Source organism: Enterococcus sp. NPDC086594, from assembly GCF_044746145.1.
Classification (GTDB): domain Bacteria; phylum Bacillota; class Bacilli; order Lactobacillales; family Enterococcaceae; genus Enterococcus_D; species Enterococcus_D entomosocium.
Window position 1 is genome coordinate 197,217 of record NZ_JBIVBP010000001.1, and the last position, 21,401, is coordinate 218,617.

A 21,401-nucleotide genomic window follows, 5' to 3' on the forward strand; every position below is an offset into this window, starting at 1 on the left:
CGCTGATTGTTTGTCTAGCTGCAATAATGCTTAGACTACTTGTACTTCGACATCAATGTTGCCACGAGTTGCCCGAGAATACGGACAAAAATCATGGGCTTCTTCTGCGATTTTCTCTGCCTCGGCTTTTTCAACGCCTGGTAACGACACTTCTAAAATCACGCCGATTTGGTAACTGCCGTCCTCATGCTGATACAAAGACACTCTTGCTTTAACTTCGGATTCGGATTCGATGTTATGCTCTTTCAGCATATGCTGTACGGCACCGTTGAAACAAGAAGCATAGCCAGCGGCAAATAATTGTTCTGGGTTTGTGCCCTCACTGTGAAGACCCGGTTTGTCGATTTTCAGGTGAAAACTGCCATTTGGTGCTTCGACCTCTCCGACACGTCCACCTCGATTGATCATCGCTGTTTCATATTGCTTTTTCATTGAACCTCTTCCTTTCTTTTTTTGACCTACTTCAAGTGTAACGACAATTTCCCGATATGACAAAAGGATTGCTTATGCTTCCTTAAAAACAAAAAAGGCAAACCCAGAAAATCTGGATTTGCCTGTCTATTCGAGGTAATTACTACCCGAAATAAATGAATGGAAACAATTGCTGAATGGACTAGCCGTTTGAACGTCCTAAGAAGAATGAAACAACAGCAACTACAATAACCGCACCAATAATTGATGGGACGATTGCCATTCCAGCAAGTGATGGACCCCAAGAACCTAAGATTGCTTGTCCAATAGCTGAACCTACTAAACCTGCAACGATGTTGGCGATCCAACCCATTGATCCACCTTTATTTGTGATAGCTCCGGCGATCAAACCGATAATAGCTCCTACGATTAATACCCATAACCAATGCATATTTTTCTCCTTCTTTCTTTTAAGTAGTTATTACACATATTATGTTACGCTTAATCCCCGTTTTAGACAAAAGATTTGCACTCAATTTGCAAAAAAAAATTTCAAACCTTGTTATATTAACGTTTATCAGTACTTCTTAATTATCGTTGTAAGAGCTTTAATTCGTTTTTTTTAGTATTGGTGCATTTTTTGAAATCGTTTTATTTTTTATTTTGCATCTTCTTCGCTAAACTGAGGGAGAGCCACTCTCATTTTGTCAGATAATTGGCACTTTTTACTCCTCAGTGCGTTTTAGGACAGCTATCTTTTCAGCACTTCAGCTATTTTTCATTAGGGGACGTTTCGATCGTTGCCGATTGGAAATATCTTCGCAGATTCCCATGTTTGCTTCCAGAGCTCCTAGCGAAGGCGGTACTTATTTGAAAATGACGGGAAAATACACAGAAAAAAACGGTGTGACTGTAGAAGTTCCTGATTTGCCTTACGCGGATTTATTGAGGATTCTAGTCAGTGCCGACTGCAGCTATGCGCTTACAAAATACGATGCCATTTTTTTCTTCATCTATCATCGCCATCACCATGCTGCCGATTGCCCGACCAATCATTATGACACTGGGGATCTTCTCCTTCCAGTGGCGGTGGAAGGATTATATCTAGCCCTTGATCGTCTTGAATGATCCGAAAAAATACACCTTGCAAGTGGCGAACCGCAGCTTGGTGGGCACTGAAAATATCAATTGGACGATTTTGATTGCTGCCTTGGTAATTTACATCTTGCCTTTGCTGATGGTCTTTCTCGCCTTTCAGCGCTGGATTCTCGACAGCAATTTGGACAGCGGGTTAAAATAAAAAAATGCCAACTGCTTCGTCGCACCATTCTCCTTTTATGGATGAACGGTGCCACAGAGCAGCGGCGCTTTTTATTTTGAAAAGTCTTTCCGTGACAAGTAAATGGCGGTTAATATCCCAACTAAAATAGCCAAACCAAAGACAATGATCGTACCGATGGCATTGTCTTTTCCTGGCAGTCCCCCGGTGTTGATCCCCCATAGCCCCGCGATCAAGGACGGCACAGCCACCACCAATGCCGCAGAATCTAAGTATTTCATCAGATGGTTTAGATTGTTGTCCATCATATCGGAGAACAAGCCACCAATGGTTTCTAACAAGTCGCGATAGATAGTGACCATTTTCATGGCAAACTTCTGTCGTAGCTTAATGTCATAAACGAGTGCTTCATTATCCAAACGATCCAAAAATTCTTTGCGATCCATCAAACGATCGACGGTATGGTTCTGATCCCGTAAGGTGTGATCCAGATAGACCATGTCTCGTTCGGTATCGGCTAAATTAAACAATTCGTTGTTTTCCGTCGTTTTACGAGCTGCTTCATCTAGTGCATCGATCTGTTTCTTCATTTCCTGCAGACCTTTGATGTAATGGGTGTAGATCATCAGCGTCGAGTAGGCAACAATATCTTCATACCGTTGAATATCTTGCTCATGCTTTTCAATCAGGCGTTTAATCAGTGTAGATTGATGAGAGACATAAGTGATTAAAAGATCTTTGGTATAAATAAACGTCACCGGTTCTAAACGATCTTCGATGCGGTCTTGTGTCACTTCTGACAAATCGATCAAGGTATAAAGAATCGGATGATTTAACTTAGTGTTACGTAAGTATTCCAAACGTGAGACTTCTTCCGGTTCGTTGGCGCCAATAAAAATATCTTCGGGCAGTTGATACTTATCTAACAAGTGGCGTTGTTCCTCTGGATCTGTCCCAGAAACCACCAGCCAATTGTAATCTTCCCCCGAGGATTCCCTTATTTTTCGGTCGTCCATTTTGTAATACTGAAACATGGTGACTCGCTCCTTTTCTAATTCTCTCTTAATTTAACTATCTAACGCTTCTCGCTTTTTGTCAAAGTAAATGGCTTTTCTTTTTGGAGCTTTTTTCATTTTGAACTAAGTGCATTTTATTAGACGAACCTTTCGATTCATGAGAAACTTTTTATGGGCCCAATAAAAAATTTTAGGAGGAATAGTATGTTTCGTCATCAAAAAGAACTACAGTTTGAAGCTAAACCAGAAAAACCAAATCCGTTAGTTGCGAAATACCTTCAAGAATTAATCGGTGGACAATATGGAGAGATGAGTGTTGCCATGCAATACTTATTCCAAGGATGGAGCTGCCGTGGGGAAGAAAAATACAAAGACATGTTGATGGATATCGCTACTGAAGAGCTTGGACACGTTGAAATGTTGGCAACGATGGTTGCACGTCTGCTGGAAGGTGCACCTGTGGAAGATCAGGAAGCTGCCATGAAAAAAGACCCAACGATCGGTGCGATCATTTCTGGAATGAATCCGCAACATGCCATCGTTGCCGGCTTAGGACCACGTCCTGCTGATAGCGTCGGCAATCCATGGTCAGGTGCATATATCATTGCTAGTGGCAACTTACTTGCTGATTTCCGTGCCAACTTAAATGCGGAATCACAAGGTCGTCTGCAAGTAGCACGCATCTATGAAATGATCGATGACCGTGGGGTCAAAGACTTACTTTCGGTCTTATTGGCGCGTGACAGCTACCACCAAAATCTCTGGGCAGCTGCCGTGAAAGAATTGGAAGAAAACGAAGGCTCAATTTTAGTGCCGACTACCTTTAACCGCAAAAACGAACGCTTAGATATCGCTTATGATTTCTATAACTTCTCAGAAGGCGACCAAAGTAAAGAAGGCTCTTGGGCGAAAGGCAAAGCACTTGATGGTGAAGGCGAATACCAATGGCTAGACGAACCAAAGATCGAAGGAAAAGCGCCAAAACTCGATCAAGTCACACCAAAAATGTATGGCACACCGCCTGAAAAATAATTTAATCAAAAAGAGCAATTGTTTCTGAAACAGAAACCGTTGCTCTTTTTTCTTTGTTTGAGCAAGTTGGTTACGTTCCTGGCAAAAAAGCGTTAGAGTAGAATGTAAAGAAAAGGAGGAATCATTTTATGAAAGCACCTTTACTGACATTAAACGACGGCAATTTACGCCCCGCCGTGGGCATCGGTACCTATCAGATCCGCGGTGGCGAAGGGTTGAGCCAGCTGCAAGCAGCAATCGCTGACGGGTATCGATTAATCGATTCTTCAACCAATTATGACAATGAAGGCATTGTCGGCAAAGCGATCCGTCGCTCTGGTATCCCACGTTCAGAATTTTATATCACCTCAAAATTACCGGGAAAATACCATGGCTATGATGATGCCTTAACCAGCATTCAAGAATCCCTTGCTCGCATGGGACTCGACTACTTCGATGCCTTTTTGATCCACTGGCCATTACCAAAACGCGGCAAATATGTCGAAGCTTGGCAAGCCTTAGTGACCGCCCAGAAATTAGGTTTGATCCGTTCCATCGGCGTTTCCAATTTCGAGCCAGAACATTTGGATGCCATCATTGAAGCAACTGGTGTGACCCCTGCGCTAAATCAAATTGAGATCCATCCTTACTGGGTCCAAGAACGAATGGTTACAGAGAACAAAAAACGCGGCATCGTAACGGAAGCTTGGAGCCCATTAGGCCGCGGCAGCGATGCCCTGAAAGAACCACTGATCACTGAATTAGCTGAGAAATACCAAAAATCAGCTGGTCAAATCATCTTGCGCTGGCATGTGGAACGTGGCATTTTGCCCCTACCTAAATCAAGAAACCTCGCCCATCAACGAGAAAATCTTGCGATCTTCGACTTTGAACTGACTGAAGATGAAATCAATCAAATCAATCAGTTAAACAAAGCAGACGGCCGCATCGATGGTCAAGACCCAAATGAGTATGAAGAATTTGAATAAACACAACCAGCAGATTCTCCGCTATAAATGGAGAATCTGCTGGTTTTAGTTTATCTCAACTCAAAATGAAATGTTTTTATTTCGAAGGGTGACAAGGTAAATGAGACTTCATCTTTCCACTGCTCATTATTTAAAGGTATCTCCATTAAATCTGTTTCTTGCCAAAAACTGCTTGGCAACTGCAATGTAACCTTTCTAGTTCCTCCCGTGTGATCATGTAAGCGTAAAATCCACCCTTTGCCGGTTTCTGCTTGCTTGATGGCGTCGATGGTAACTGAGGTTTCACAGTCTATTTGCAACGGAAGCAACCAAGAATGTTCTCCGTTAATAACCGTTAATGGCGAGTTGAGGGACCATGCTTCTTCCATTGTTCCCCCATCGATGGCATCGTGCTCGTGGGCATAAAAACTGTAAGTAAATTTGTGATCGCCATCGTCAGCCAGTGGATCAGGATAGATAGCGCCTTTAAGCAAGGTCAAGCTTAATTGATTTTCCTTAACAGCATAACCATATTTACAGTCATTCAATAAACTTACCCCACAATATTTTTCTGAAAGATCTGCCCATTGGTGGCCTACTGTTTCAAACTGAGCCAATTGCCAACTGGTATTAGCATGGGTAGCTCGTTTTACATTTCCGTACTGAATATCAAATACTGCTTCAGTTGATCGAATTGCTGCATCAAAGTTTACCTTCAACAGTTGTTGGCGTTCATGCCATGACACGTTTGTTAAAAAATCGATTCGTTGTGTATGAGCATAGACCCGCATTTCCTGATGTATCTGCGAATTACCAAACGTATACTCAAATACTACGGAAGCGTAAAGCGCATTATTTGAGCGTAATCGTATTTGATCGGCTTGAAGCACTGTTGCTTTTTCTTGATAAAAACTATCGATATCCCATGCATCGTAATTTAAAGGTTTGTCTTCAAATAGCTGAAAAACATTCCCTTTTCCTTCCAACATTTCTCTACCTAGTTTCTTATCAAAAATGCTGATCAAATTTCCCGATGTTTCCCATAAAATTCGCAAACGATCGGTCTCAAGCGCTCCCTCTGTGAACTCAGCGAGCGGTTTGATGTCTTTATTTTCTGCTATCGGTTGAAACTTTATCATCACCTGACTCATTGGCGGAACATTTGTCACAAGAACAGACTGTTTTTCTCCATCAAAATAAGCCGGAAGTTCTTTTCCTTGTGAATCAATAAAGCGACCTTCTTGTAAAAGTGGAAGTTCAATCAGTTCATTCCTTGACCAGCTAGCTGTATTGATGACTGTATACTTTTGATTAGCAGGTCCATCTAATTGTTCAAATAACTGTTGAATGGTCTGAGTCACGACGGCAAACTCTGCTCTATGGTCTTGATAAACTTCTTTGATCGAAGAACCAGGAATAATATCGTGGAATTGATTACGAAGAACCGTCTCCCATGTTTCAAAAAGCGGATCCTTAGGATACTCGTCTTCTTTGCTGGCTGCTAAACATGTATAGAGAATCTCAAGTTCCCGTAGAGCAATTTCAGCTTTTCGATTCATTTTTTTGACAAACGCTTGCGAGGTATAGGTTCCTCGATGATATTCCAAGTACAATTCGCCATCCCAACGAGAGACCAGCGGCTTATTTTGTTCTACTGTCTGATGCAGTCGTTCAAAAAAGGCTTTCGCTTTTCCTGTTTTGACTTGCGGCAATCCTGGAATCTGGTCAAGGCGTCGTCGATTTTCCAGCATCTCTCTAGTGACACCGCCTCCGCCGTCCCCATGACCGTAAGACAGCAGAAATTCTTGATTCAAACGCTTGTCTTGATATCCGTCGTAAATTCCTTGAACGGTCTCCGGAGAAAGCGTTCCATTGTAGGTATAAAACCATTCTTCTGCCCATTCATCCGTTTTACCATCAACTGGCGTGGTGATAAAATGCGTCAAAATATCTGTCCCGTCGATTCCCCGCCAATAAAAGGTATCATGAGGCATCCGGTTATATTGATTCCAGCTGATTTTGGTCGTCATAAACGTCTCAATGCCGGATTTTTTCAAGATTTGGGGCAGTGCCCAAGAATAACCGAACACATCCGGAAGCCACAAGAAATGCATTTCTTTGTCAAATTCTTCCTTCACAAATTTCTTCCCATGGAGTATCTGACGGACCAATGATTCGCCTGACGGTATATTGCAATCGGCTTCCAGCCACATGGCTCCGTCCACTTCCCAACGGCCTTCTTTGATCCTCTTTTTGATTTTCTCATAAAGTGCTGGATAGCTTTCTTTGACATATTTGTATAGCTGAGGTTGGGTTTGTAAGAAAATATATTCTGGGTATTGTTCCATGAAACGTAAAACCGTTGAAAAACTGCGGACAGCTTTTTCCCCTGTATGCTTCAGCCGCCACAACCAAGCAACATCGATATGTGTATGGCCGATAGCCGTCACAGTGATCTCCGAAAGTTTAGGTATTTTTTGCAGTTCTTGATTTAAATAATGATCCGCTTCCTCAACGCTATGGTAAAAAGAGATAGATCCGGGTACCTGCCACTGAATCAAACGAAAGGCATCATCTAAAAGATTCAACAGCTTGTATCGTATCGGTTCATTTTCCGGTAACCCATCGATAGTTTTCGCCATCATATCAGCGAGAAAGAAACAGTCATCAGCAGCTAAGTGTCTTTTTGCCAAACAAGCTTGCCGAAACTCATGCCGTTGAATGACTTCAGCCCCACCGCCTTCCAAGCCCGACCATAGTTTTAAATCAAGTCGGATGGTTTTCCCTCGGTAATGATCCGCCAGAAAAATCTCTGTATGATTCGAATCGACACCCTGATAAGGTTCACCATCGATCAACAGCAAGGACTCAAAGCCTGAATTATAGCCACCACCTGTACGACCAAAATCGATCAGTAACCATAAGTCTTCCTCCTCTGGAACTGTCAATTCATGATGAGCCCAAATATAACGGTCTCTCCCTTGCCAGAAATCGCTAACTGAAAGTGTAAAGTCCCACTCTTCTGGTGGGTGTTTTTCCGTTTTTGACTTATCTTCTTTTGCCGACCACCTTGTAAGGTCTTGTACTTTTTGAAAACGATACGCTTTTAGTTCAGCGATTCGTTTCGTTAATTTTTTTGTCGTATGAAATGGATCTTTCATCCTTTCGTCGCTCCTCCCATGCTAAATCCTTTAGACATATACGTTTGTGACAAAGCATATAAAATGACGACTGGTAAGGTATATAGCACCGAAAAAGCGGCTAAACGGCCATAATTGACCATACCAAAGTTGCCGAAAAACTGAAAGATCGAGACTGATGCCGGCATTTTTTCGGGTGACTGAATCAAAATATAAGGAACAAAGAAGTTGCCCCAGCTTCCAGTAAAAGTAAAAATACCAACCGTACAAATACCTGGAACCATCAGCGGCGCTACGACTTTTCGCACCCCTTGCCATGTTGAAGCCCCATCGACCCAAGCGGACTCTTCTAAGTCGATTGGTACCGAATCCATAAAGTTCTTCATCATCCAAATCCCATAAGGCAGTGAGGACGCCGTCAAGAAGAACGTCACCGCCAGTAACGAATCTTGAAACTTCAAAAAGATAAACAGTTGATAGACCGGCACGATGACAGCAGTCATCGGTAATGAGGTCATGAACAGCACCGCCATCAAAAAACTTTTTTTATATCTTAGCTGATACCTCGACAAGGGATATGCTGCCAAAACACATAAGACAACAACTAAAATCGATTGACAGCCGGACAAAAGCAAGCCGATTCCGAATGACCGAATGATAGTTTGATCAGAAAGGATCGAAGCAAAATTTTCAAATGATACTGCTTCAGGTAATTTCAAAGTTTGAATAGCGCCCGGATCAATAGAGGCGATCAGCATCCACAACAATGGGAGCAAAAACAATAAAGCTAATACTGCCAAAAGCAGATAATGAATCATGGTCTCCAATTTTTCACTGCGTTTTACCATTTTTTTCACCTACACTTTCACTTTCAGCATTTTCATATAAATCAAGCTTGCGGCAGCACCAATCAGTAGCAAGACCAGCGAAATCGCTGTTCCGTATCCTAGCTGATAGCTCACAAAAGCTTGTTTGTACATGAAGACCGGCAGGGTTGCAGTCTGATTGCCGGGACCACCACCAGTCATAGTATAAATCAACGTAAAGACACCCAATGTCTGCAAAGTGACGAGCATCAAATTCGTTGCAATGGTACCTTTGACCATCGGTATCGTAATTTTTCGAATCACTTGCCAGCGGCTGGCGCCATCCATAACTGCAGCTTCCTCTACTTCCTTAGGGATCTCATCTAAAGCGGATTGAAACACCATCATTGAAAAAGCGGTTCCTCGCCAAATATTGGCAACCACAACGCTTATCATAGGAAAAGCAAACAGCCAAGCAACCGGCTCAAATCCCATCAGTCCCATCAACCAATTAGCTGTTCCGCTATCTCCTAAAAAAGCGACCCAGCAAAAGGAAACAACGACTTCCGGCGTAACCCATGCAGCAATGATGATCAGACCAACGACTCGCCGAAAGGCTCGATTTTTCTCCCGCATCATAAATGCAATCAAAAAACCTAAGAAACATTGACCGATCACTGCAGAAAAAATGACAAAAATCAAGGTTCGTACGACACTAGTTTGAAAAGCCGGATCATTGAACATGCGCACAAAATTTTCAAAGCCGATGAACCGCAATTGACTTGCTTCAGCACCGGTCAGAGCCAAGTTCGTGAAGGAAAAGATAAAAGTTAAGATAACTGGACCAACAAAAAATATCAGCAGCAAGAGCCAACTGGGAAATAAAAAAATCAACGCTTTTTTACTATTGGACATTTGCTGCTCTCGTTTTAGCGAATTTTCCATTCTTTTCTCCTTTCTTTTTTTAAAGAGAAGAAACGTTAGCCTCCATTCGGATTGTTTGCTGCAATTCCTTCTCTTTATTAATGATTTAGTTAACGGCATCGTCTCCAACGATCCTTGTTACATTGGCGGCATAATCACTAGCTGCTTCTTCCGGTGTCTTGCTGCCAGTGGCAACTGCTTCAACCATTGTTTGGATTTCTACTGAAACATTAGGATATTTGTCATCTGCCGGACGGAAATGAGCATATTGTAAGAAAGAGGTTGCTTGCTCAATAAAAGGTTGCTCCTTATATTCAGCTATTTCTGCTGAATCGTCTCGGACGGTTAAATTCCCTTCAGCGATTGCTCGTGCAGCTTGCTGTTCTTTTCCACCGAGTGCTTGAACTACTCGCCAAGACGCTTCTTTGTTTTGTGCTTTTTCAGGAATGGCCCATGTCCAACCTCCGGACATGGTCGTAAATGGCGGTTCACCACCATTTTGTGTAGGCATGGCTGCAAAACCAAAGCGTTCTGTCATATTCTCAACAGGAGTTGCCCCATTTTCGGCCCAGTTACCGGCACTCCAAAAGCCATCTAGAAGCATACCAACTTCGTCATTAGGAAATTTATCTTGGAACATCACAGATCCGTAATTGCTGTTGATCGCAACGGATAATGATGGTCCTAATTGTTTTTGGTTATACACTTCATCAATGAAAGCCAATGAATCAATGATTCCTTGTGTATTTACTTGCCATTTACGCGTTTCACTATCAAATAATGTATCTTGAGTACCATATAAGAGCATCTGGAAAGTCTGCATGGAAACCGACTCACCATTGGCTTTAGCCACACCTAATCCTAAGGGGATCACATTCTCATCGGAAGCTTTGATTGCTTCAGCTGCCTCAATGATCTCCCTCCAAGTTGTTGGCTGCCATTCTTCAGGCAGACCGGCTTTCTTAAAGACATTTTTGTTGTACCAAATCCCGCGAGAATCAGAAGTTCCTGGAATGGCATACGTACTACCATCTTCAGCAATAACACCAGCTTTTAAGTTTTCTGTATATTTATCCCATTGATCCCAGTCAGCAACATATTCATCAAGATTGGTTAAGTAACCAGCGTTTGCATCAGAATTCAACATAAAGGAATCTTCTGCCACTACATCGGGTGCTGTGCTTTCCGATTGCATAGAAAGAGCAACTTTTGAAAAATAATCCCCCTCACTTGCGGTAATCGGAGAAAGTACGATTTTTATGTCCTCATTTTCTTTCTCAAATTGTGGAATAAATGTTTCTTCCAAATATTGGGTCATTTTATCGTTTTCCCCAGTATTGCGCCAAGTGATCTTTATCTCGGTTTTCCCCTCTGCCCCGTCCCCATTTGACGAGCCGTCGCTGTTCCCACAAGCAGCTAAAACCATTGGAAGTGTCAGTAGAGACAGTAATGTTACAGCTTTTCTTTTCATCGACATAATCGTTCCTCCTGAATTTTTTCATTTTCTCTCGCTTAAAGTAAGCGCTTTAAATATAGCGTGTTTAGACATTGTTGAATATCATTATTATTCGTTGAAATATACATTTTTTACTCTTAATATCAAGTTTTGTAGATAACTACAAATAATGATGATTTGACTCAAGCTGATTTATCTCTATAATCAATGTAAACGTTACCAAAAAAAAGAAAGGAGCACTTATGAAATCAAAAACCTATCGAAAAATATTCTTAACCTTTTTAACGGTAATCATTGCATATACTATTTTTATTATGGTGATCGTCATCAATAATGAAGTCAATCAGCGGAAAACTGAACAAACTACCCAAAGTATCATGACGCTAGAAAACAGTGCTTTTCGCATTGATCAGCAACTTCGATTTGCCCTCAATTCAATGAAATCTTTAGCAACAAAAGAAAGTATTATACTGTTTTCCCAAAGTACTGAATCTGATTATGCGCTGTTTTCAGCGATGTATGATGAAATTCGTGAAAACTATTTATTAATGAATCAGTTTGAATACTCTATCGGAATCTTGAATCCAGAAAATCATATCATCGTAAGTTCTGACGGCTATTTTGTTTACAATGATTTCTTTTCCTTCTTGAATATAGAAACAAAATCCGGGCTTCTTTCCGAAATGCTGGCAGATGCCAGCTTCAGTTCCTCCATCTTCGAAACCCTTGATCAACGGCTGATCATGCTTCATAAAGAGCAAGTAGAGAATCAGACCCTCTACTTCTTTGCCTACTGGAAAAAAAATGAACTACTGTCTCCAATGAATCAAGGACTACAAGTTATCGATCAACAATATCCTTCTAGTAAGACTAGTTCACCGATACTTACTGATTTTACACAAAATACCATTCAGCAAGAGACCCAATCAGATACTATCGTTTTTATAAAAAATTCAGAGGTGCTCCCTTTTGCCAATTATGAATTGACAACCGCGATTCAAAGCAGTTTTCCACTCTCTACAATTTCGTCCTTTCTCCTTCCATTAATGGTTTTGATCGTACTGGGTGCTTTGATCGTCATTTTCTTGAGTAAGCGGATGTACAAACCTTATCTAGAAATATTAGATGAAATCAAAAAGAGTAATGTTGATATTTTAACAGTTGATGATATCAACTTAGCTTTGCACCAGATAATCGAGTCGTCTAGTTCGATCAACCAGCTCCAATCCCCTGTCTCAGAAGAAGTAAAGGAACTATTCTTGAAGAATCTGCTTTACGGAAAATATACGTACAATATGAGCAAGAGTTTACTGCCCACTTTCCATCTTGAAGGCATAGAAAAACGTGGGAGTTTTGCTTTTCTGACCTTCTCAGGCGAGATGGCGGAAGAAGCCACTTTTAATGAAACAGAGATCATTCATGTGCGAAAACAGTTGATCAAGAAAAATCTTCATATCAAGTGTTATGATATCATCAGTTTTTCCGAAAAACACCTTGCCATTCTTTTTTATGATCAGGAATTTTCACAAATCATGAAAGAGATCGATCAATTGAAACTAACAATCGAAGACAGTTTGAACTTAAGAATGACTTACTTGCTATCAAAACCTTTTCATTCTCTTGAACATTTTATCGAAGTCTTTCATGAAACCTGTCAGTGGTCAGATGAATGCAATGGCGAAGATCAGTTCCATCAAATACCGGTTCCAACATCCAATGCTCTTCATAAAATCAATTATACCGTTGATGAGGAACAGTTATTGATCCAATATTTCAAAGTAGATGATTTTGTCCATGCCAGAGAATTATTGCAACAAATCGTGGAGATCAATATTTCCAGCAACCATTCCCTAGGCTTCCTTCAGGAATTTTCAACCGCTCTGATCTTAACAATAAAACGAATTGCTGTGATCAAAGAGATTTCCTATCCTGAATTCTACAATCAAAATAAGAAACAATTTCTTTATTTAAGAAAAGGTTTTTCAGATCCCGATGTGAAAAAAACGATTTTTTCCCTTTTTGACACGCTGATCACTCAGATCGAAACCATGGAAAAAAATAATGGATCCAAAATAGATGAAATCATTCAATATATTAATAGCAACTATTGCAGCGACCTCAGTTTAACAGATATTGCCCAGCAGTTTCATCTAAGTGAAGCCTATTTAAGCCGGTTGATTAAAGAACGACTGTCCATGTCCTTCAAACCATACGTCAATCAACTACGTGTCGAAAAAGCCAAACGTCTGATGGGCGAACAAGAAAGTTCAATCAATGAAATTGCTAGTAAAGTCGGCTTTAAAAATACCAATTCCTTTATTCGGGTATTCAAACAATTTGAAGGGTCGACACCTGGTACTTATCGTACCAATAAAATTCATTAAGCTCTAAAATTCTAATACAAAAAAAACGATCTGAACGAGATTTGACCACTACATTTACGAATTGATTCCCCCAAGAAAATTCGTTCTATTAGTAGTTTTCAAATTTTTCGTTCTGATCGTTCTAATAAAAAGATAAGTTACTTATACAGTCACAGCTGATAATGGATCGCTTCTTGGTACTTTTCAAACAGGGACTGGTTCAATTCATCCCCGCCGTCTAGGTTCGCTGAGTAAAAAATCGGCGGATAGTCGACACCGGCTTCTTTTAGTTTTTGGCAAACTTCAACGATAATCGCATTTAAGATCGTTGCGCCGACTACGGTGGATGTAGGTCCGACTTTTTGTTCTACGTCTGGAATCGTACACGCAGCATCGCCAATCTCCCCATGATTGTCGATGACGATATCCGCCGTTTCAAACAAACGCAAGCCTGATGTATGACGGCTGCTGACTGTTTTCGAATAGGTAAGGTTCGTTAATGCGATGATCTTGACCCCTTTTTCTTTGGCATGAAGCGCCATATCGATGATAACTGGATTTCGCCCAGACACCGAATGCAAGATCAGCACATCGCCTGCTGTAAAGGGCTGGGTCGCCGCCAAGGCACTACCGTAGCCTTCTAAGCGCTCCATTTTACTAGTGAAGGTGATTGGGCTGCGATCAAGCATCAGTTCTCTTCCAAAGATCGCGTTGATCGTCATCATGCCGCCTGCTCGATAATACATCTCTTCGGCTAAGATCCCAGCGTGACTAGCGCCAAAAATGTAGATGGCTTTTTTGGTCAAGTTGGCTTGCGTCAGCAATTCAATGGCTTGCTCAATCGCTGGTGCTTCTTTTTCTTCTACAATAGACAATAGTTCTTTTGCTTTTTCAAAGTATTGAAACATTTAAAACCCTCCAAACAGCTTGCCGATCAATTCACCAAGGATGCCCCATAGAGATAAATCGTTCCCACCGAAAATCAAGATCCAGTTTTGAATCGTCGTTGAGAATAACGCTGCAGAGATCCCAACGAGTGCTACCATAACGACAGAAGCTGTGATCGTACCAATAATGGCCCCTCGCAAGCCCCCTTGTCCTTCACCGATCACCGCAGCACCGCCACATTCAAAGAAGCTGGTGATGACTAAAGGAACGATCAAAATGCCAAAGACGTTGGTGGTATTGGCAATCACCACTAAAATCGTTGAGGTGATCATCGCCACGATAAAGCCGATGATTACAGCATTTGGACGGTAGTTGAACAAGATTGGCACATCAAAAGCTGGTTTTGCTCCAGGAACGACTTTTTCTGCGATCCCTTGAAAGGCGGGAATGATTTGGTTGATCAATAGACGTACCCCATACAACATGATCAATAATCCTGCACCGAAGTTCAAGCCAGCATCAACCGCAAACATCACCAAGTTGCCCCCTTCAGGAACTAATACGGGCGCAATCAGACCGATAACGATATTCATCAAAAACATCACTAACGCGCCAGTAATCGATATTTCACGGAAAAACGATAGATTTTCTGGCACTTTCAAATCTTCCGTTGATTTTTCTTTGTTTCCGACCCGTTTTGCAACAAAGCCTGAAACCAATGACAAGATCCCCGTTGGATGACCGATCAAGAATGAATCATCGCCTGTGGCATCCCACACATATTTACGCATGATCCATGGCATGAAGGACCAGTAACAAGCAGATAGAACCGCCCCTAAGATCAACAGTGGGATTCCGGTAAGTCCGCCTTCAACGCCCCCAGCGACGATGACGAATGGGAACCACCACAACATGTGACCGGTGAGGAAAATCGTCTTCACAGGTGTAAAGCGAGCAATCAATAAATGAATGATCAGGCCGAAAAACATCGCTAAACCAACTGTTCCGCCGTATTCTGCCGTAAAGGTGATGTCAGAGAGTCCATCTGACACAGCAACGCCTAATTGGGTTTGAACCGCAGCATTGATCGGTGCGATCGTTCCCACCAACATGTTTACCCCAGCCGTCAATGCCACCATCCCGAAGGAAGCTGTTAAGGTTCCTTTAACAACTTCTGCAAAAGGTTTTCTTTGTACCAATAACCCAATCATGGCAATAATCCCCAATAGGACTGGCGGATTTTTTAAAATATAATCCGTGACAAAATTCATGATTATCCCTCTCTTTCAGCTAAAAATTTTTCCATTTGCTGTTTGACTTCTTCTTTATCCATATACTTTTTGATTGGATAAACGGGTGCTTTCACGGATGCTTTTAACTCATTCAATAATTCATTACTCGTAAAATAGACATCTGCTGGTGTCGCTTTTGCCGTTGATAAATCAGTATTCTCGGCAGTTGCCGTCAACCCTAACTCTTTGATCACCTTATCGATCGTCATCTTCAATACCATTGAGCTTCCTACACCAAATCCACATACTGCTAAAATTTTCATATTCTTTTCCTCCTAATGGAATAATTGACAAATTTGTTCCCGATCGCCGTTTAATATCACGTTGTATTTTTCTTCATCCATAAAGATCGCCATGATCTCTTTCAAGCTTTCTAGATGGCTTTCACTATCTGCGGCGGCTAAGACAAGAAATATCCGCACCGGTTTGCCCTCAAGATCGATGGGCTGTTTCGTTACTAAAAGGCTCATACTTTGCTCCAAAACCCCTTCTCCAGGACGGGCATGCATCAGCGCAAAGTAATCCGCCAACACCATGTAAGGACCATTTTCTTCCACGCTTTGAATCATCGCTTCGATGTATTCTGACGTGATCAGCGCTTCATCGAGCAAGGGCTGACTGGCTAATTTTACGGCTGAGCGCCAATCTGCCACTGTCTCATCCGTCTGTATATGCTTCTCAGGCAAATAATCCTTCACTTTCATTCTGATTTAACCTCCAACATTTTTGATAGGAACCATTCTTTGTTTTCGATTCCTTGCATGATCAATTTCATCATTGGTTCCACCTTTTGCGTCTCATCCTCTCGGATCATCAATAAAATAATGATGTCCGCTTTTTGGTTGCCCCATTCTACTGGCTGATCCAAAAGCAGGATCGAGATCGCTGTTTTTTCGACATAATTCGGATTGCCATGAGGGATGGCAAAGCCATTATCTAAATAGGTTGATTGTAGCTGCTCTCTTTCAATGACGGATTGCTGAAACTGCGCTTTTCGTTTTTCATCACTAAAAGGGGTTTGTTCGATCAAAAAATTGATGGCTTCTGTTTTACTGGCAAATCGCTCGAAAAAGACGGTTGGCTGGATCATCGATTGGGCTTGAAGAAGTAAACCATTTTGATCGACCACCGCCTCATTATCGATGACTAAATCGATGTAGTGATTCATGATCCGCTTCATGTCGCGATTGGTCACCATAGGCGAGATCCGCACCACAGGTTTTTGAATCCCTACGAGATCGATGGTTGAAATAATAAAATCGATCGCCGAAATGTCCATCTGCTTTAATTTTTCTACTGAAACGGTTTCGATACTGTCGATCTCAGGTAGAATGCGACGGATTTTCGCAGAGACAAATGAGCTAGTGCCGACGCCATTGGGACAGACAAAAATGATTTTGTTCATGCGGCGCATTCGTTCGATTGCTGCTTGAAAATGGATTGTGACAAATCCGATCTCATCATCAGAGATCCCCACTTGATACGCTTTCAAGAAATCATGAAGCGAGAACCAGACCACGCCATACAAGGCAGGATAGTTTTGTTTGATTTCTTCTAACAAAGGGTTGATGACTGTGGTTTGCGCTTCGATCCGCAGCAGTAGTTGATACAGATGGATCGTCACATCTTCTTCCAAACGATTGTCTTGGGTCAAGTCGGTGCCTAAGCCTTCGCTGATCTTTTGAATCAAGTTACGCACTTTTCCCCGAAAGACGAAAGGAACTTTTTCACTTTTCATAAAAAATTTCAAGCCGCTACCGACAATCAGGTAGGTTAGATATTGCACTTCTTTTGGTGAAAATTGATAAATGTGTTGTTCTTCGATTTCTTTCAGTAGCTCATAGACTAACGGATATTTGTCGAACTCCAAAAACAGCTTCCCCACTTGGCGGTTTTCTTCAATCACTAAGTTTTCCGCATGACTCGCCCGCTCGATCAGCAGCACGATGGAAAGGACGATACTTTGAATATAGCTGTCGGGCATTTCTACTTGTTTTTCCACTAACGCTCGACGAAAGGCCTGATTTACTTCCTGGTATTTCTCAGGTTCCACCAACAAGGAAAACGCCGCTGGTTGATCCAGCATCATTAAGCAAAAGCGTTTGAGCACTCGATGGATCTGGGATTCACTTCCTTCAAAAAATGTACCTGAATTATCAAATCTCAGACGTAAGCTTTCTTTTTGAAACAGCTCTTTTAAATAAGAAATATCTTTGGCAATACTGCTGCGGGAAACGAAATAATCCTCTGCTAACTGCTGATAGCTGAGGTGCTCGCCAGCAATCAACCGTTTAAAAATCAAAATCCTTCGTTCCGATGTCCCCGAATAATTCATTTTCATACGCTCACCCTCTACATCTATTTTATTGCTACTGTACCAAATTAGAAGGCTAATTGTTAGATTAAAGAATGATTAAAAGGAGTGTACACTTTGATTTTTAAGGCTCCTGAAGGCATTTTATAACAATTTCAAGGCGCTTTTTTTCACAATCTGCCGCCTTTCTCTTATAATTAAGCTAGGATTTATATAGGAGGAGATAACATGAAATGGCGTGGGGGTAGACAAAGCAGCAATGTCGATGATCGAACGGGGCGATCATCTGGCTCAGGTGGGATGTTGGCTGCTGGTGGCGGGATCGGTACGGTGATCATCGCTGTTTTATTTTTCCTGTTTAGCGGTGGTGATTTAAATTCGCTGCCGGATGTCTTGGGTGGCAGCGGACAAGCAGCCAATTACCAGACAAAAAATGTGGGCACCAGTGAGTACACGGAAGAAAAAGAGTTTTCCGCAGTCGTGTTCGGCTATTTAGAAGATTACTGGCAAGACGTTTTTCAAGAGCGGCAAGAAACCTATCAAGACCCAACACTCGTATTATTTACGGGAAGTGTCCAGTCGGCATGCGGCTATGCCACGTCACAGGTTGGTCCGTTTTATTGCCCAGCAGATGAGAATGTGTACCTTGATCTGAGTTTTGCCAATGAGCTTTCTGATAAATATGGCGCAAGCGGCGACTTTGCAATGGCCTATGTCATCGCCCATGAAGTCGGTCATCATGTGCAAAATGAGCTGGGGATCACCCAACAATTGGACAAAATCCGCCAGCAAGTTTCAGAGAAGGAGTACAACCAGTACAGCGTTCGCTTGGAGTTGCAAGCTGACTACTTAGCTGGTACCTTTGCGAAATATTTGCAAGGCGAAACCTATCAAGGACAGCCGATTTTAGAAGCTGGCGATATTCAAGAAGCGATCACGGCTGCCAATGCCATCGGGGATGATACGCTGCAAAAAGAATACCAAGGCTATGTTGTTCCAGATAGTTTTACGCACGGCACATCGCAGCAGCGCGTGGACTGGTTTAACCGTGGCTATCATTATGGTGACTTAGCACATGGCGACACCTTCAATGTCGATAGCCTTAATTTGAGCAAGTAGCTTTAACTAAAAAATCACTCCGAAACAGCATGAACCGCCTGCTGCTTCGGAGTGATTTTAGGTTCTTGTTGTCCCTTCAAGCCTTTTGGTGAAGGGATGCTTTACGCTTTCTTAACTTCCGCAATGATTTTTTCGCAAAAACGTGCCTGCTTCGTCATACTTTTTTCACATTTCGAGACTATTATATAAGCATACCAACAAACAACCCTAACACTTTTTCATTTTTACTCCTTTGCCTGTCAGTCCCCGCTGACAGGCTCTTTTTTGTCTTTTGATTGTTGTGCTCAGACCTGCAAGTCTTTGCGCTCGTAACGGTAAAAGGTGCCAAAGAAACACAATACACCGATCAGCAGTACCCATAGGACTGATGTGGCGCCGTTATCCATGAGTTGGACGGGTAATGCCATCCGCACAGGCGAAAGTCCTGCCAGCCATTCCAATTTATCGTAGAGTTCCCCCACGATGCCGAGCAAATACAGCCCGAACACGCAGCCTAAGCCGACACTTGCGGTTTGTTTGCTGGAACGCAAGATCGTGGATAAAAAGAAACCTAGACAGAGGAAGAAGACTAAGACACCATACTCGGCAACGAAGATTTTGCTGATTTCTTCTATAAAAGAGGACAGGTCGTCTCCTGGTAGTTTGAATAGAGCAAACGAGGCCAGACTACTGCCATAGGCAATCAGCCAAAAGCCAGTCAGCAGCAACAATCGGGCGAGGAACTTCCACCCAACGATTTCTCTGCGGCTAATAGGCTGAGCATATAAATACTCGATCGTTCCTTCTGATTCTTCAGTGATCAGACTGTTCAAGCCTAAAAGCATCCCATAAATACACGCGGCGATAAATAAGTATTGAAAGTAGTACCCGAAAAAGCCTGTCGGTGAAACCAAGCTTGAGGGTCCTGTCAGTTGGATGTTAAAGATGCTTAGTAATTCTGGGCTGAAAGAGCCCAACATCTGGTCTAAGGACGTTTTCATTTCTGGCGTGATCATTTGAGGATAGATAGCCGTAAATGCAAAAATGATTGCTGCAAAAAGGATCGTCCAGACCAGCCAGCCTTTGAAGGTATTTTTAAGGTCGATTTTCATTAAAGTCATTTTTGAGAACCTCCTTCATAGAGCAGCATAAATTGCTGTTCAAGGGTTGGGTGTTCGATCGTGAACTCTTTAATGGCAGGATTGGTTAAAAAATGTGCCAGCTGATTCATGTCCCCTTGATAGAAAAAACGCAAGGTGTGTGATTCCTGAGCAAGAACTTGCACGTTTTCCAAGCCGGCTAATGAGAGGCTCCCCTCATTCGTGAGCGTTACAACTTTGCCGAAATTTTCTTCCTCACTCAGTTCTTTCACGGTGATGATCTGTCCTTCACGAATAAAGGCGGTCCGATGGGCATAGGTCTGAATTTCATGCAAATCATGGCTAGATAGAAAAATCGTCATCCCCTGTTTGTTTCTTCTAAGGAGCTCTTCAAACAGCCGTTTTTGAATCAAGGGATCTAAGCCATTGGTCGGTTCATCTAAAATCAACATTCTCGGTTGTGCAATCAAGGCGCTCGCAAGCCCGACTTTTTTCTTGTTGCCCAAAGAAAGTTCTGCGATCGATTTGTTTGGATCAATTTGAAAAAGCTCCATCAAATTCTGAATCTCTTTTTTTGGCTGCTTGACTTGATGAAAATCTGCCGTAAATGCCAGCAATTCTGCTGTCGTCATTTTTGAATAAAACCGTACATCACTGGAAACATATCCAGTAAACGTTTTGATTTCTTTGGCTGCTTGTTGGCAATCTCGTCCAAAAATCGCCGCATGCCCTGCATCCGGTTTAATAAAATTCAACAATACTTTGATGGTCGTTGATTTTCCCGCACCATTTGGTCCGATAAAGCCAAAAATCTCTCCTTCTGCCACTTGCAATGATACATTCTCGATGGCGTACTTCTTGTTGTATTGTTTGCTTAATCCGTTGATCGTAATGGCATCCATCCTGTCCCCTCCTTGTACTGCTTTGATGCCATCAGTGTAGCCTTATTTCGTGTTTCCGTCAATCAAAGATCTAAAAGGGTTCCGCTGGAATGTTTTACGAAAATCATCAAAAGATTGACACACTTCTATTACTTTCTCTTCCGATATTTTTCACATTTTCCCGCTATTATCAATACATACCAACAAACAACCCTAACACTTTTTCATTTTTACTCCTATCCCGCCAGTCCCCGCTGGCGGGCTCCTTTTTTTTATCGGCAAAAAAACGCAGACCTAGCAGCAACTGGCTTTAGCAAATGTAGCACTCGCTAAAGTCAATTGACTGACTGTCCTGCGTTTTTTGTCTCGATCATTTATGGGACCGGATGAATCAGAGTTGATTCATCCGTCCCACTTTCATTATTGACAATGAGTCCGTTTTTTTAAGTTTTCA

The 21,401-nt window shown here is 42.0% G+C and carries 20 protein-coding genes; 6 read left to right on the top strand and 14 right to left on the bottom strand.

Going from position 1 to position 21,401, the window contains the following annotated elements:
* Positions 1-30: 30 nt before the first annotated feature.
* Together ACIPK1_RS00925 and ACIPK1_RS00930 are read right to left on the bottom strand one after the other, a co-directional pair.
* Positions 31-432, bottom strand: a complete 402-nt coding sequence (locus ACIPK1_RS00925) for an Ohr family peroxiredoxin (RefSeq protein WP_005225423.1) — start codon at positions 430-432, stop codon at positions 31-33.
* A gap of 181 nt (positions 433-613) precedes the next feature.
* The gene (locus tag ACIPK1_RS00930; RefSeq protein ID WP_005225422.1) at positions 614-862 is read right to left on the bottom strand and encodes a GlsB/YeaQ/YmgE family stress response membrane protein; all 249 of its coding nucleotides are present in this window, start codon (positions 860-862) and stop codon (positions 614-616) included.
* 380 nt (positions 863-1,242) lie between these two features.
* Here ACIPK1_RS00930 and ACIPK1_RS00935 point away from each other — a divergent pair, with 380 nt between their 5' ends.
* Both ACIPK1_RS00935 and ACIPK1_RS00940 read left to right on the top strand, forming a co-directional pair.
* The gene (locus tag ACIPK1_RS00935) at positions 1,243-1,539 is read left to right on the top strand and encodes a hypothetical protein (RefSeq protein ID WP_400449722.1); all 297 of its coding nucleotides are present in this window, start codon (positions 1,243-1,245) and stop codon (positions 1,537-1,539) included.
* Positions 1,523-1,711 carry a hypothetical protein gene (locus ACIPK1_RS00940; protein WP_301388627.1) on the top strand — a complete coding sequence of 63 codons (189 nt, stop codon included), beginning with the start codon at positions 1,523-1,525 and terminating at the stop codon, positions 1,709-1,711. The genes ACIPK1_RS00935 and ACIPK1_RS00940 overlap by 17 nt, the downstream gene beginning before the upstream one ends.
* Before the next feature lie 71 nt (positions 1,712-1,782).
* Here ACIPK1_RS00940 and ACIPK1_RS00945 read toward each other — a convergent pair whose 3' ends face one another.
* Complete coding sequence (locus ACIPK1_RS00945) at positions 1,783-2,724, bottom strand: magnesium transporter CorA family protein (protein ID WP_005234580.1); 942 nt, start codon at positions 2,722-2,724, stop codon at positions 1,783-1,785.
* Between the two features lie 186 nt (positions 2,725-2,910).
* On the opposite strand from ACIPK1_RS00945, the gene ACIPK1_RS00950 reads away from it, so the two are divergent.
* A complete protein-coding gene (locus ACIPK1_RS00950; RefSeq protein WP_008379129.1) occupies positions 2,911-3,738 on the top strand; it encodes a manganese catalase family protein in 828 nt (275 codons plus the stop codon).
* A gap of 128 nt (positions 3,739-3,866) precedes the next feature.
* Positions 3,867-4,706 carry an aldo/keto reductase gene (locus tag ACIPK1_RS00955; RefSeq protein WP_016621425.1) on the top strand — a complete coding sequence of 280 codons (840 nt, stop codon included), beginning with the start codon at positions 3,867-3,869 and terminating at the stop codon, positions 4,704-4,706.
* Between the two features lie 50 nt (positions 4,707-4,756).
* On the opposite strand, the gene ACIPK1_RS00960 is transcribed toward ACIPK1_RS00955, so the two are convergent.
* The 4 genes from ACIPK1_RS00960 to ACIPK1_RS00975 all read right to left on the bottom strand — a co-directional run bounded on the left by ACIPK1_RS00960 (position 4,757) and on the right by ACIPK1_RS00975 (position 11,032).
* A complete protein-coding gene (locus tag ACIPK1_RS00960) occupies positions 4,757-7,846 on the bottom strand; it encodes an alpha-mannosidase (RefSeq protein WP_301388624.1) in 3,090 nt (1,029 codons plus the stop codon).
* Entirely contained in the window at positions 7,843-8,673 is an 831-nt protein-coding gene (locus ACIPK1_RS00965; RefSeq protein WP_008379135.1) for a carbohydrate ABC transporter permease, read from the bottom strand. The genes ACIPK1_RS00960 and ACIPK1_RS00965 overlap by 4 nt, the downstream gene beginning before the upstream one ends.
* 9 nt (positions 8,674-8,682) lie before the next feature.
* A complete protein-coding gene (locus ACIPK1_RS00970; protein WP_008379138.1) occupies positions 8,683-9,576 on the bottom strand; it encodes a carbohydrate ABC transporter permease in 894 nt (297 codons plus the stop codon).
* An 85-nt stretch (positions 9,577-9,661) separates the two neighbouring features.
* On the bottom strand, positions 9,662-11,032 hold the full coding sequence (locus ACIPK1_RS00975) for an extracellular solute-binding protein (protein ID WP_228085292.1): 1,371 nt from the start codon (positions 11,030-11,032) through the stop codon (positions 9,662-9,664).
* Positions 11,033-11,253: 221 nt separating this feature from the next.
* Here ACIPK1_RS00975 and ACIPK1_RS00980 point away from each other — a divergent pair, with 221 nt between their 5' ends.
* Positions 11,254-13,395: a helix-turn-helix transcriptional regulator gene (locus ACIPK1_RS00980; protein ID WP_400449726.1), complete on the top strand. Its 2,142-nt coding sequence runs from the start codon at positions 11,254-11,256 to the stop codon at positions 13,393-13,395.
* A gap of 149 nt (positions 13,396-13,544) precedes the next feature.
* Here the strand turns inward: ACIPK1_RS00980 and ACIPK1_RS00985 are convergent, their stop codons facing one another.
* The 5 genes from ACIPK1_RS00985 to ACIPK1_RS01005 are packed head-to-tail and all read right to left on the bottom strand — an operon-like array spanning position 13,545 to position 17,895.
* Positions 13,545-14,282, bottom strand: a complete 738-nt coding sequence (locus tag ACIPK1_RS00985) for an SIS domain-containing protein (RefSeq protein ID WP_005234557.1) — start codon at positions 14,280-14,282, stop codon at positions 13,545-13,547.
* Positions 14,283-15,533 (bottom strand): PTS ascorbate transporter subunit IIC, encoded by a 1,251-nt coding sequence (locus tag ACIPK1_RS00990; protein ID WP_005234555.1) that lies wholly within the window; start codon positions 15,531-15,533, stop codon positions 14,283-14,285. It lies immediately after the preceding gene.
* Between the two features lie 2 nt (positions 15,534-15,535).
* Positions 15,536-15,817: a PTS sugar transporter subunit IIB gene (locus ACIPK1_RS00995; protein WP_005225413.1), complete on the bottom strand. Its 282-nt coding sequence runs from the start codon at positions 15,815-15,817 to the stop codon at positions 15,536-15,538.
* A gap of 12 nt (positions 15,818-15,829) precedes the next feature.
* A complete protein-coding gene (locus tag ACIPK1_RS01000; RefSeq protein ID WP_005234553.1) occupies positions 15,830-16,258 on the bottom strand; it encodes a PTS sugar transporter subunit IIA in 429 nt (142 codons plus the stop codon).
* Positions 16,255-17,895 (bottom strand): PRD domain-containing protein, encoded by a 1,641-nt coding sequence (locus tag ACIPK1_RS01005; protein WP_008379149.1) that lies wholly within the window; start codon positions 17,893-17,895, stop codon positions 16,255-16,257. The genes ACIPK1_RS01000 and ACIPK1_RS01005 overlap by 4 nt, the downstream gene beginning before the upstream one ends.
* A gap of 201 nt (positions 17,896-18,096) precedes the next feature.
* Here ACIPK1_RS01005 and ACIPK1_RS01010 point away from each other — a divergent pair, with 201 nt between their 5' ends.
* On the top strand, positions 18,097-18,987 hold the full coding sequence (locus ACIPK1_RS01010; RefSeq protein ID WP_301388612.1) for a neutral zinc metallopeptidase: 891 nt from the start codon (positions 18,097-18,099) through the stop codon (positions 18,985-18,987).
* 284 nt (positions 18,988-19,271) lie between these two features.
* Here ACIPK1_RS01010 and ACIPK1_RS01015 read toward each other — a convergent pair whose 3' ends face one another.
* Positions 19,272-20,087, bottom strand: a complete 816-nt coding sequence (locus tag ACIPK1_RS01015; protein ID WP_008379151.1) for an ABC transporter permease subunit — start codon at positions 20,085-20,087, stop codon at positions 19,272-19,274.
* On the bottom strand, positions 20,084-20,968 hold the full coding sequence (locus ACIPK1_RS01020) for an ABC transporter ATP-binding protein (protein WP_016621435.1): 885 nt from the start codon (positions 20,966-20,968) through the stop codon (positions 20,084-20,086). Before ACIPK1_RS01020 ends, ACIPK1_RS01015 begins: the two co-directional genes overlap by 4 nt.
* Between the last annotated feature and the right edge of the window lie 433 nt (positions 20,969-21,401).

What these genes read in the sequence shown, in the direction of transcription:
- ACIPK1_RS00925 (WP_005225423.1), bottom strand. Translation starts at nt 432, where the DNA reads ATGAAAAAGCAATATGAAACAGCGATGATCAATCGAGGTGGACGTGTC.
- ACIPK1_RS00930 (WP_005225422.1), bottom strand. Translation starts at nt 862, where the DNA reads ATGCATTGGTTATGGGTATTAATCGTAGGAGCTATTATCGGTTTGATC.
- ACIPK1_RS00935 (WP_400449722.1), top strand. Translation starts at nt 1,243, where the DNA reads ATGTTTGCTTCCAGAGCTCCTAGCGAAGGCGGTACTTATTTGAAAATG.
- ACIPK1_RS00945 (WP_005234580.1), bottom strand. Translation starts at nt 2,724, where the DNA reads ATGTTTCAGTATTACAAAATGGACGACCGAAAAATAAGGGAATCCTCG.
- ACIPK1_RS00950 (WP_008379129.1), top strand. Translation starts at nt 2,911, where the DNA reads ATGTTTCGTCATCAAAAAGAACTACAGTTTGAAGCTAAACCAGAAAAA.
- ACIPK1_RS00955 (WP_016621425.1), top strand. Translation starts at nt 3,867, where the DNA reads ATGAAAGCACCTTTACTGACATTAAACGACGGCAATTTACGCCCCGCC.
- ACIPK1_RS00960 (WP_301388624.1), bottom strand. Translation starts at nt 7,846, where the DNA reads ATGAAAGATCCATTTCATACGACAAAAAAATTAACGAAACGAATCGCT.
- ACIPK1_RS00965 (WP_008379135.1), bottom strand. Translation starts at nt 8,673, where the DNA reads ATGGTAAAACGCAGTGAAAAATTGGAGACCATGATTCATTATCTGCTT.
- ACIPK1_RS00970 (WP_008379138.1), bottom strand. Translation starts at nt 9,576, where the DNA reads ATGGAAAATTCGCTAAAACGAGAGCAGCAAATGTCCAATAGTAAAAAA.
- ACIPK1_RS00975 (WP_228085292.1), bottom strand. Translation starts at nt 11,032, where the DNA reads ATGTCGATGAAAAGAAAAGCTGTAACATTACTGTCTCTACTGACACTT.
- ACIPK1_RS00980 (WP_400449726.1), top strand. Translation starts at nt 11,254, where the DNA reads ATGAAATCAAAAACCTATCGAAAAATATTCTTAACCTTTTTAACGGTA.
- ACIPK1_RS00985 (WP_005234557.1), bottom strand. Translation starts at nt 14,282, where the DNA reads ATGTTTCAATACTTTGAAAAAGCAAAAGAACTATTGTCTATTGTAGAA.
- ACIPK1_RS00990 (WP_005234555.1), bottom strand. Translation starts at nt 15,533, where the DNA reads ATGAATTTTGTCACGGATTATATTTTAAAAAATCCGCCAGTCCTATTG.
- ACIPK1_RS00995 (WP_005225413.1), bottom strand. Translation starts at nt 15,817, where the DNA reads ATGAAAATTTTAGCAGTATGTGGATTTGGTGTAGGAAGCTCAATGGTA.
- ACIPK1_RS01000 (WP_005234553.1), bottom strand. Translation starts at nt 16,258, where the DNA reads ATGAAAGTGAAGGATTATTTGCCTGAGAAGCATATACAGACGGATGAG.
- ACIPK1_RS01005 (WP_008379149.1), bottom strand. Translation starts at nt 17,895, where the DNA reads ATGAAAATGAATTATTCGGGGACATCGGAACGAAGGATTTTGATTTTT.
- ACIPK1_RS01010 (WP_301388612.1), top strand. Translation starts at nt 18,097, where the DNA reads ATGAAATGGCGTGGGGGTAGACAAAGCAGCAATGTCGATGATCGAACG.
- ACIPK1_RS01015 (WP_008379151.1), bottom strand. Translation starts at nt 20,087, where the DNA reads ATGACTTTAATGAAAATCGACCTTAAAAATACCTTCAAAGGCTGGCTG.
- ACIPK1_RS01020 (WP_016621435.1), bottom strand. Translation starts at nt 20,968, where the DNA reads ATGGATGCCATTACGATCAACGGATTAAGCAAACAATACAACAAGAAG.